This window comes from Bradyrhizobium sp. STM 3809, from assembly GCF_000239795.1.
GTDB lineage: Bacteria > Pseudomonadota > Alphaproteobacteria > Rhizobiales > Xanthobacteraceae > Bradyrhizobium.
In genome coordinates this window covers 1-9,478 of sequence record NZ_CAFJ01000213.1, presented here as the reverse complement: position 1 = coordinate 9,478, position 9,478 = coordinate 1, and the positions used below count along the sequence as shown (strand labels likewise).

Genomic DNA, 9,478 nt, shown 5'->3' with positions numbered 1-9,478 from the left:
GGAGCAGGGGGAGAGAACTCGCCTCAACAACTCGCTTGAACCGACCAGCGGCCTCAGTCGCGCGCCTTCAGCCTTCAGCCCTCACGCCGCCTCGCCCTCGGCGACGCCGTGCTGCTTGGCGATCACGCTTTGCCAGACGCTCGCGATCGCGCGCTGTGTCTCCGGCGCGATCAGGCAATGGCCCTCATGATCGAAGCCGCAGAACCGCGCCGACGGGTCCTTCCGCGCGTCGATCAGCGCCTTGTTGATCATCTCCAGCGACGCCATCACCTGGCCGACGTTCTGCAGCCGCGTGTGATGCAGGATGTCGATCAGGCGGAACATCATCACCGGCGGCTGGCCCAGCGCGATGCCGGGGCGGCCGAACTCGAAGAACACGTTGACCGCCGGCAGCACGCCCTGGATCTGCGCCAGGATCTTGCCGGCATCGTCGGCGCTGCAGGCGACGAGATGCGCGCCGGGCACCGGCAGCGCGGGCGGCGCCGGCGATGCCTCCTCCGGGCCGAGCCCGAGCCCCGCCAGCACCTGATGCTCGATCCAGCGCCGCACCTCCGGTGGCGCCGAGCGGATCTGGTCGGCGGTCAGCGTAATCCCGATCATGGCGTCGTCTCCTTTTGCCGGCGAGATTAGGAAGTGAGGATGGTACGGTATTGACGAGGATCAAGGCCGCTGAGGCCGCCCAGTCGATGCGTCAGCAACACCGCTGCCAGATAATGCGCCCGACGATGTCCTCCGCCGCAATTTTGACGCCACGCTTTCCGCTATGGCATGCTCGTCGTTGATCGCATGAATCACCAGGGATCCCGCATGCTCCTGCGTCGTCTTGCCGTGCTGCTCGCGGCTTCGCTCTCGGCCTTCTCAGCAACGAGCCCCGCGCAGGCCGCGCGCTGCGGCGGCGACTTCAACACGTTCATCACCAACGTCTCCGCGGACGCGCAGAGCGCCGGCATCTCCAGCAGCACCATCAGCCAGGCCTTGTCCGGCGTGACGCTCGATCCGGCGGTGCTCGCCTTCGACCGCCGCCAGCGCTACACCTTCAACAAGAGCTTCGAGCAGTATGTCTCGACCCGCGTCGGCGCCGGGCGCATCAATGGCGGCCGCGCGATGCTGCAGCGGCATGCGGCGCTGCTGTCGAAGATCGAGCAGCAATACGGCGTGCCGCGCCAGATCCTGGTCGCGATCTGGGGGCTCGAGACCGATTTCGGCAAGGGCGACATGGGCAAGCTGCCGGTGATCCGCACGCTCGCCACGCTCGCGCATGATTGCCGCCGCACCGAGCTGTTCCAGACCGAGCTGCTGGCGGCGCTCAAGATCGTCGAGCGCGGCGATCTCAGCTTGCGGGATCTGATCGGCGCCTTCGCCGGCGAGATCGGCCAGACCCAGTTCCTGCCGTCGTCCTACATCAAATACGGGGTCGACTTCGACGGCGACGGCCGCGTCGACCTGCGCCACTCCACCGCCGACGTGCTGGCCTCCACCGCCAACCTGCTGCACAGCAACGGCTTCAAGATGGGCCAGCCCTATGATGAAGGCTCGGCGAATTTCGAAGCCATGCGCGAGTGGAACAGGGCGGTGATCTACCGCAAGACCATCGGCTACTACGCGGATCAGCTGATGGGCCGGTAGGGGCGCGCTCTGCTCCTCCATCCCTACACCAGATGCTCCGCCAGATAGGGCATCCAGACATTAGACACGGCTGGTGCAACGAACGATCGTGCCTGTCAGTTACTCCGTCATGCCCGGGCTTAACCCGGGCATCCACGTGCCTCCCAGGGCGCCGAACGACGTGGATGGCCGGGACAAGCCCGGCCATGACGATTTGCAGGCAGGCGAACACAAAATCGGATCGCCGTAAGGCTGCGAGAGATCTCAGCAAATACAAGCCATGCGCAAACTGCCCGTCGTGTTAGTTTGTCGCACGATGCGCTCTTGCGCCGTCGGGCAAATCAGCCGCACATTTCCGCTCGTCCCGGCCCGCCGGAGGGGCGTTTCGCGATCGTCACGAGGCGCGGGCCGTTGGATGCGATGGGCGCAGAGCTCCGCAGCGTGGCCTTGGCCGCGCCGACGAACGGAGCGATGCGCACGCCGAAATCGTGGCGTCCCGATACCCCGACGCTGGTATCAACTCGCGACGAAGCTTCGCTTCGCGCGGGGATGGTGGCCAACAAGCCCGGCGCACCAGGGAGACCACGTATAAGGCGTCAACCCATTGCGCAGGGAGGGCCGGGTCTGTCCGGCTGAACCTGTGGTCACCGCCGCGTGCATTTTCTTTCGCACGCGGGCCGCAGGCCTCAGCCGAGGCCTGGCTCTCCCTGCGCCCTCCCTTCCGGGGAGGGCGGCGAACGCAGGCAGCTCGGACGCCTCATGCGCCGCGAGACCGATTTCGCCTGTCCTGAGTTTCAGCCTTCCTTCGCGGCCGCCTTCTCCAGCCGCTTCGCCATCACCTTCCAATAGGTGCCGGGCATGACCCGCTGCAGCAGGTCCATGAAACGCGCGTCGCCGCCGATCAGGATGCGCGGCTCGTTGCGCTCGATGCCCTGGATGATGCGCAGCGCCGCATCGCGCGGGCTGGTCTTGGCAAGCCGCTCGAAGCGCTCGATCGCCTGCACGCGGCGCGCATTGTCGGTCATGCCCACGCCGGCGCGGGCATTGCGCGCGATCGCGGTGGCGACGCCGCCGGGATGCACGACCGACAGCTTCACCGGGCTGTTCGCCATGGCGAGCTCATGACGCAGGCTCTCAGAAAAGCCGCGCACCGCGAACTTCGCCGCCGCATAGGCCGACTGGCCGGGCGGCGCGATGATGCCGAAGATCGAGGACAAATTGACGATGTGCGCCTCGCGTTGGCGTGCGAGATGCGGCAGGAAGGCGCGGGTGCCGTGTACGACGCCCCAGAAATTGATGTTGAACAGCCACTCGATCTCGGCCTGGTCGATCTCATGGAACGCGCCGAACAGCGCCACGCCGGCATTGTTGACGACGATGTTGAGGCCGGGATGCGCCGCTGTCGCATCCGCCGCGAATTGCGCGATCGCCGCGGGATCGCCGACATCGAGGCGGTGCGTGGTGACCTTGCGGCCAACGGGGGCAAGCTCGGCGGCGACGCTGACAAGCCCCGCTTCGTCGCGGTCGGCGAGGGCCAGATCACAGCCGCGTGCGCCCAATTCCAGCGCCAGCGCGCGGCCGATGCCGCTCGCCGCGCCCGTGATCGCAGCTACCGCCTTGTTGATGGCCGTCATTGTCGCATCCTGCCCCTCGTGTGGCGGTTCCTGCCCGCGTTCCAAAGCGCGCGATCACGTTGCGTCACTTTTTCGCATTGGAACCGAACCAACCGGCGGCTTTGCTTTTAACTCAGACTGCTGATCGGAAGGCCAGGTTTTTTGGAGGAATTGCATGGGACAGTCGCAGCCCTTTCGCGCAACGGCGCTGATCGTGGAGGATGATCCGACCCAGCGCGAGATGATTTCGCTCCTGCTCGAGGAGAGCGAGTACGACGTGATCGCCTGCGAGAGTGCCGAGGCGGCCGAACTGGTGCTGAGCAAGCCCGGCAACCGCGTCGTGCTGCTGATGACCGACGTCAATCTCGCGGGCCGCATGAGCGGCTTGGAGCTCGCGCACATCGCGCGGGCGCGTCATCCGCACATCAACATCGTGGTCACCTCGGGCCGGCCGCTGTCGCAACCCTTGCCGGGAGATGCGAAGTTCTGGAGCAAGCCCTGGGCGCCGCTCGATGTGCTGCGCGAGGCCGAGGTGACGCTCAAGCGCGCGCCGGAATTGCAGCGGAGGCTCGGGGAGTAGGGCGGGGCGCGGCGAAACGATCCGTCGCCGTCTGGTCTTGACGAATGGCCCGGGTCATCCCACTTCGGGAATAACGAAGGGCGGCACCGGTTTGAAGACTGGGGGGAGGGGAAGATGCCGGCAGGGTCCGGGTGGAAGCCGCGCTCCCACCCGGGGAGTGCAACTACTTCTTCTTGGCAGCCTTCTTGGTCTTCTTCGCCGCTTTCTTGGTCGCCTTCGCGGCCTTCTTCGCTTTCTTCGCCATGGAATCCTCGTCAGGAGTTGGATGGATTGCAACGCGACTTCGAGGCCTTCGCTGGCGCGGGCCAGCTATGCATCAGCCTCGGGTGTCGATCCCAGCAGATTCGCGAAGCTCTGCCTCAAGCTGTCACCAGCGCACTCGCGCTTATCCACAGCTCGCTGCGTGCGGGAGGCCCTACGCCGTTCGCACGGGTGAAGCGGGAGGGTTAACGCGAGGCAAATGATGTCTTCATTGATTCAAAACCAAGGCGCAATCTTGGTCAGCGGTTTGAGGAACCGTTAAGTGCACTGCGCCCATGTTGCCGGCAACAACAGGGAAGGCCATGAGTGCGGTGGTGAACGTTGGGGACAGGACACGCGACGTCCTGCGGTCGGGATGCTGAACGTCCCGACGCTGTGGACCGCCTTCGTGGTCAATTTCCTCGCGCTGGGCCTGATCTGGGCCTACGTGATGCGAAGCTATCCCAATCTGGAATCGGCGCGCTACTGGACGGCCTCCGCCTTCATGTGCGCGCCCGCGGCGCTGTTCGCGCTGGCGCGGTTCTATTTCGGCTCCTACGTGCCGCTGCTCTCAGCCGCCTCGCTGATGACCTTCGCGATCTGCCTCAACGCCATGGGGGTCGAGCGCTTCTACGGGCGAAAGGCGTCCTGGCGGTTGAGCGGCCTGGTGGTGTTTCTGACCTGCACCTCGATCGCCTTCTTCCTCTACGCCTACGACAACGCACCGCTCCGGATCCTGTGCTACTCGATCGGCCAGGCGGTGCCGATGGCGATGATCACGCGGCTGGTTCTCGATCCCCGGAAGGGACCGATCAATCCCGGAGCCCGGCTCGCGGGCGTGCTGTCGATCCTGATCATCGCCGTGTTTGCGGTTCGGACGATCGGCGCCTTTGTCGGTGCGGACTTCAACTTCAGCCATTCGAGCAGCGGCCAGGCGGCTGCGGTGCTGCTGCTGATCTTCTTGTCGATGTCGCTCAATTTCGGGCTTCTGCTCATGGCCGTGGACCGGCTGCGCAACGAGGTCGCCGATCTGGCGCTGCTCGATGACCTGACCGGCGTCGCGAACCGTCGCCACCTGATGCAACGGCTGGCCGAGGAATGCGCGCGCGCCGAGCGCAGCGGGCGGCCGTTTGCGTTGCTGGTGATCGACCTCGACGGCTTCAAGCTCATCAACGACAATCATGGCCATGCGGCCGGCGACGCCTGCCTGCAGCACTTCACGCTGATGGCCCAGACCCGGCTCAGGCCGGGCGACATGCTGGCCCGTACCGGTGGCGACGAGTTCTGCATCCTGCTGCCGTCGTCCTCGTTGCGCGAGGGCGCGATGATCGCGCGGCGCATCCTGCAGGTCTGCCGCGACGATGCCGAGGCCTGCGCCGGGGCGGACGTGCCGATCGAGGTGTCGATCGGCGTCGCCGAATGGACCCGCGAGGTCGGCGCGTTCCCGGACCGGGTTATGGCGCGGGCGGACCAGGCGCTGTATGCGGCCAAGAGGGACGGCAAGAACGGCTTTGCCGTCTATCAGGGCGAGCGCGATGCACCCGCTCTGGCGCCTGATCAGATCGAGGCGATCGCCATGCACCACTCCCGGCAGGATGCCGCGGCCGAGTAGGCGGTGCTATCGTTCGGCCATGCGGCCGATCCCATCCCTCCTCCAGGCAGCGTCAGCGCTGCTTCTTGTCCCTGCCGCGGCGTCGGCCGACGACCTCGCCGCGCTGGCCCGCGCCTCCGGCACGCCGGAGATTCCGGGCCTCAAGATCGTCTGGCTGGCGCCGTGGGGCGAGCCGGGCCGGGCGCATCCCTGGACCAACATCATCGTCCACCAGACCGAGGGCCCGGCCGGGTCGGCGCGGGCGGGGGCGATGGCGCAGGCCAAGAACCCGAAGAGGCGCGGCGTCACCGTGTGGGTGGAAACCGACGGCACGGTGTATTGGGCGGTGCCGGAAACCCTGGTGACCCTGCATGGCGACGGCGCCAACCGCAACGACAACCGCTATATCGACAACGCATCCACCTATCGCAAGGTCGTGCGCGACAATTCCATCGGCGTGGAGTTCGCCGGCAACTATCCCGACGTCACCACGCCCGCCACCGAGGCCCAGGTCGCCGCGTGGCGGGTGCTCTCGAAGCTGCTCCGGCTGCGGTATCAGATCCCGCGGGAGCGGATCTATGCGCACAACTGGATCGACTACAAGGACGCCCGCTATTGCGAGGGTTGTGCGCTGGCCGAGCTCGCCCGCGCCGCGCCGGATTAGCTCCACATAACAAGAAGCCGGCGTCTCCGCCGGCTCCGATCGCTTCCAAGAACCACCTTCAAGCAAGCCGCACCCTTAGTGCGCGGCCTCCAGCGCCGCCGCCTCCTGCTTGGCGATGGCGCCCTTGACGGCGGACTGCACCTTCTCGAACGCGCGCACCTCGATCTGGCGGACGCGCTCGCGCGACACGCCGAACTCGGCGGCCAGGTCCTCGAGCGTCATCGGCTCGTCGGCCAGGCGCCGCGCCTCGAAGATGCGGCGCTCCCTGGCATTGAGCACGCCGATCGCGCCGTTCAGCGCCTGCCTTCGGTGGTCGTACTCCTCGTGCTCGGCCATGATGGCTTCCTGGTTGGGCGAGGTATCGACCAGCCAGTCCTGCCATTCGCCCGCTTCGCCGTCGTCGCGGATCGGCGCGTTCAGCGAGGCGTCGCCGCCGAGGCGGCGGTTCATGTCGACCACGTCCTGATCGGTCACGCCGAGGCGCTTCGCGATCAGCTTGACCTGATCCGGATGCAGATCGCCTTCATCCAGCGCCGAGATCTTGCTCTTGGCCTTGCGCAGGTTGAAGAACAGCTTCTTCTGGTTCGCGGTGGTGCCCATCTTCACGAGCGACCACGAACGCAGGATGTACTCTTGTATCGACGCCTTGATCCACCACATGGCGTAGGTGGCGAGGCGGAAGCCCTTCTCGGGCTCGAACCTCTTCACCGCCTGCATCAGGCCGACATTGCCTTCCGACACGACTTCGGATATCGGCAGGCCGTAGCCGCGATAGCCCATGGCGATCTTGGCAACGAGCCGGAGATGGCTGGTGACGAGTTTCTGCGCTGCGTCGCTGTCGTCATGCTCGCGCCAACGCTTGGCGAGCATGTACTCCTCCTGCGGTTCCAGCATCGGGAACTTGCGGATCTCGGCGAGGTAGCGAGCAAGTCCGGATTCTCCATTGAGAACCGGCAGTGTAGCTGTACGGGCCATCGAGCGCCCTCCAGTTGGTTCAGGCCCCCGATAGCGGCGGGCCAGGCAAAGCGGTCGCTGTGTTAAAGCCAACCGGTTTGCGACGTTCCATGCGTCGACCATTCGACGCAGGCGCAACATACACCAAAATTCGCACCCCGTGGAAGGATTCCGGGGGTCACGACCCCGTGTGGCCGCATTAAGTTTTTGACATCCTTCCCTTTTTCTGAACGGCCTGCGTCATAGCGCCGCTCGCAGCGCCTCCCCCAGACGAGAAAGATCCTCCGGCAGCTCCGATTCCCAGCGCAGAATGTCTCCGGTCCGCGGGTGCTCGATGACCAGGAGATAGGCATGCAGCGCCTGCCGCCCCAACGATTCGAGTGCCGCCCGTGCCCCCGGCGCCAGCTGGTTCGCCTTGGTCTTGAAATGCGGCCCATAGACCGCATCGCCCATCAGGGGGTGCCCGAGATGGGCGAGATGCACGCGGATCTGGTGGGTCCGTCCGGTTTCGAGATGGCAGGCGATCAGCGACGCCACCGGCTTGCCGTCGCGGCCGGAAAAACTCTCCATCACCTCGTAATGGGTGATCGCCTCGCGCCCCCGCGGCCGCACCGCCATCTTGTCGCGCGCATGCGGATGCCGGTCGATCGGGGCGTTGACGGTGCCATGCGGACGGTGCGGCAGGCCCCAGGCGAAAGCGAGATAGCCGCGCTCCATCGCGCCGGTGCGGCCGTGGTCGGCGAACTGCGCGCTCAGCGAGGCATGCGCGTGATCGTTCTTGGCGACCACCATCAGCCCGGTGGTGTCCTTGTCCAGCCGGTGCACGATGCCCGGCCGCCTGACCCCGCCGATCCCCGAAAGACTGGCGCCGCAATGCGCGATCAGCGCGTTCACCAGTGTGCCGCTCTCGTGCCCGGCGGCGGGATGCACCACGAGGCCTGAGGGCTTGTCGATGACGATGATGTCGTCGTCCTCGTAGACGATATCAAGCGGGATCGCCTCGGCGGCGGGCGCAGGCGGAGCGGCTTCGGGGACGTCGATTGTGATCGTGTCGCCGGCTGCGACGTGATAAGCGGGGTCCCGCACCGCCTCCGCGCCGGGACGTCCTGAACCAAGGCTGACTTGCCCGGCCAGGATCAGCGCCTTCAGCCGGGACCGCGACAGCTCCGGCAGCCGCGCCGCGAGCACGCGATCGAGCCGCGGCGAGCCTTCGTCGCCGGCGACAATGACCGTCATCAGACCGTGGGATTGTGAAGTCGAGATGTCCATGAATACTACCGTTGCGCCCGAGCCGTCCTCGCCCGAGCAGGCCCAGCTGATGGCGCGGCTGCGGCGCATGATGATGATCGCGGGCGTGACCACCTCGGTCGCGATCGCGGTTCTCCTGGTCGCCATCGGCTATCGCCTTTTCCGCGGCGATGGAAGCACAGCTTCAGGCCCGGACCTCACCGCCATGCTCCCCAAGGGCGCCCGCATCGTCACCACCGGCACCGCCGGCGACCGCCTGGCCGTGACCCTGGACGTGGGCGGCACCACCGAAATCCGCACCTTCGACGCCAAGACCCTGAAGCCCGCCGGCCGCCTCCGCTTCGCGGTCGAGCCGTAAGGGGAGGGCGGCGCGGACGCTCCCCACGTGGAGCGGAACTCGCGGCCCCCACCCCCGACCCCTCCCCGCAGCCGACAATCGCTTCGCGATTGCGGCGGGGGGAGGGGAGCCGACCGTCGCCGCGGCCGCCTGATTCCATCCCCATTGATAGCCACTCCCCTTGCCACCCGGGCGGTGCGCCCCCCTCCCCCTTGCGGGGAGGGGTCGGGGGTGGGGGTCCCCACCGGGACTCTCTCCTTCACCACCCCACAAAATCTGCATCCCCCGTCTTGCGGCGCGGCGCGTTCAAGGCTATGCGGTTCACCTCACGCTCCCTTCGTCTAGCGGTTAGGACGCGGCCCTCTCAAGGCTGAAACAGGGGTTCGATTCCCCTAGGGAGCGCCATTTTCCCGGCGCTCAACCCTTCATCTCTGCCCCTCGCGGCGCGGCTCCTCGGCCTCGCGGCGCACATTTTTTGCCTTGCGGCGCGCGTTTTGAGCCTCGCGGCGCGCTTGCGCGTCCGAGCTTTGCTCTCAGGCACGCCCTCCATCAAGAAGGGCGCAGGGAAGGCCGGGTGCAGGCCGCACCCATGGCCCGCCTGCAGACAGAAAAGCAGGCGGCAGTCACCACAGGATTGGCCGAACAA

Annotated in this window: 9 protein-coding genes and 1 tRNA gene; 6 read left to right on the top strand and 4 right to left on the bottom strand. The window is 66.6% G+C overall.

Going from position 1 to position 9,478, the window contains the following annotated elements:
• Positions 1 to 81: 81 nt before the first annotated feature.
• A complete protein-coding gene (locus BRAS3809_RS11535; protein WP_008962274.1) occupies positions 82 to 600 on the bottom strand; it encodes a hypothetical protein in 519 nt (172 codons plus the stop codon).
• Between the two features lie 207 nt (positions 601 to 807).
• On the opposite strand from BRAS3809_RS11535, the gene BRAS3809_RS11530 reads away from it, so the two are divergent.
• Complete coding sequence (locus tag BRAS3809_RS11530) at positions 808 to 1,626, top strand: lytic murein transglycosylase (RefSeq protein ID WP_008962273.1); 819 nt, start codon at positions 808 to 810, stop codon at positions 1,624 to 1,626.
• Positions 1,627 to 2,399: 773 nt separating this feature from the next.
• Here BRAS3809_RS11530 and BRAS3809_RS11525 read toward each other — a convergent pair.
• The gene (locus BRAS3809_RS11525; RefSeq protein WP_008962270.1) at positions 2,400 to 3,239 is read right to left on the bottom strand and encodes an SDR family NAD(P)-dependent oxidoreductase; all 840 of its coding nucleotides are present in this window, start codon (positions 3,237 to 3,239) and stop codon (positions 2,400 to 2,402) included.
• A gap of 154 nt (positions 3,240 to 3,393) precedes the next feature.
• Between BRAS3809_RS11525 and BRAS3809_RS11520 the strand changes: the two genes are divergently transcribed.
• From BRAS3809_RS11520 to BRAS3809_RS11505, 3 genes are all read left to right on the top strand, one after another.
• Positions 3,394 to 3,798: a response regulator gene (locus BRAS3809_RS11520; RefSeq protein WP_008962269.1), complete on the top strand. Its 405-nt coding sequence runs from the start codon at positions 3,394 to 3,396 to the stop codon at positions 3,796 to 3,798.
• Between the two features lie 616 nt (positions 3,799 to 4,414).
• Positions 4,415 to 5,650, top strand: coding sequence for a GGDEF domain-containing protein (locus tag BRAS3809_RS11510; RefSeq protein ID WP_008962268.1), 1,236 nt, complete (start codon positions 4,415 to 4,417; stop codon positions 5,648 to 5,650).
• A 19-nt stretch (positions 5,651 to 5,669) separates the two neighbouring features.
• Positions 5,670 to 6,293 (top strand): peptidoglycan recognition protein family protein, encoded by a 624-nt coding sequence (locus tag BRAS3809_RS11505; RefSeq protein WP_008962267.1) that lies wholly within the window; start codon positions 5,670 to 5,672, stop codon positions 6,291 to 6,293.
• A 75-nt stretch (positions 6,294 to 6,368) separates the two neighbouring features.
• On the opposite strand, the gene rpoH is transcribed toward BRAS3809_RS11505, so the two are convergent.
• Positions 6,369 to 7,268, bottom strand: a complete 900-nt coding sequence (gene rpoH / locus BRAS3809_RS11500; RefSeq protein ID WP_008962266.1) for an RNA polymerase sigma factor RpoH — start codon at positions 7,266 to 7,268, stop codon at positions 6,369 to 6,371.
• Between the two features lie 219 nt (positions 7,269 to 7,487).
• Complete coding sequence (locus BRAS3809_RS11495) at positions 7,488 to 8,483, bottom strand: RluA family pseudouridine synthase (RefSeq protein ID WP_008962265.1); 996 nt, start codon at positions 8,481 to 8,483, stop codon at positions 7,488 to 7,490.
• Positions 8,484 to 8,514: 31 nt separating this feature from the next.
• Between BRAS3809_RS11495 and BRAS3809_RS11490 the strand changes: the two genes are divergently transcribed.
• Positions 8,515 to 8,853 carry a hypothetical protein gene (locus tag BRAS3809_RS11490; protein WP_008962264.1) on the top strand — a complete coding sequence of 113 codons (339 nt, stop codon included), beginning with the start codon at positions 8,515 to 8,517 and terminating at the stop codon, positions 8,851 to 8,853.
• Between the two features lie 309 nt (positions 8,854 to 9,162).
• Positions 9,163 to 9,237: transfer RNA gene (locus BRAS3809_RS11485), tRNA-Glu, on the top strand.
• The last annotated feature ends 241 nt before the right edge of the window (positions 9,238 to 9,478 follow it).

Bases quoted from the DNA above. Each gene is read 5' to 3' on its own strand.
- BRAS3809_RS11535 (WP_008962274.1), bottom strand. From the start codon at position 600: ATGATCGGGATTACGCTGACCGCCGACCAGATCCGCTCGGCGCCACCG.
- BRAS3809_RS11530 (WP_008962273.1), top strand. From the start codon at position 808: ATGCTCCTGCGTCGTCTTGCCGTGCTGCTCGCGGCTTCGCTCTCGGCC.
- BRAS3809_RS11525 (WP_008962270.1), bottom strand. From the start codon at position 3,239: ATGACGGCCATCAACAAGGCGGTAGCTGCGATCACGGGCGCGGCGAGC.
- BRAS3809_RS11520 (WP_008962269.1), top strand. From the start codon at position 3,394: ATGGGACAGTCGCAGCCCTTTCGCGCAACGGCGCTGATCGTGGAGGAT.
- BRAS3809_RS11510 (WP_008962268.1), top strand. From the start codon at position 4,415: ATGCTGAACGTCCCGACGCTGTGGACCGCCTTCGTGGTCAATTTCCTC.
- BRAS3809_RS11505 (WP_008962267.1), top strand. From the start codon at position 5,670: ATGCGGCCGATCCCATCCCTCCTCCAGGCAGCGTCAGCGCTGCTTCTT.
- rpoH (WP_008962266.1), bottom strand. From the start codon at position 7,268: ATGGCCCGTACAGCTACACTGCCGGTTCTCAATGGAGAATCCGGACTT.
- BRAS3809_RS11495 (WP_008962265.1), bottom strand. From the start codon at position 8,483: ATGACGGTCATTGTCGCCGGCGACGAAGGCTCGCCGCGGCTCGATCGC.
- BRAS3809_RS11490 (WP_008962264.1), top strand. From the start codon at position 8,515: ATGAATACTACCGTTGCGCCCGAGCCGTCCTCGCCCGAGCAGGCCCAG.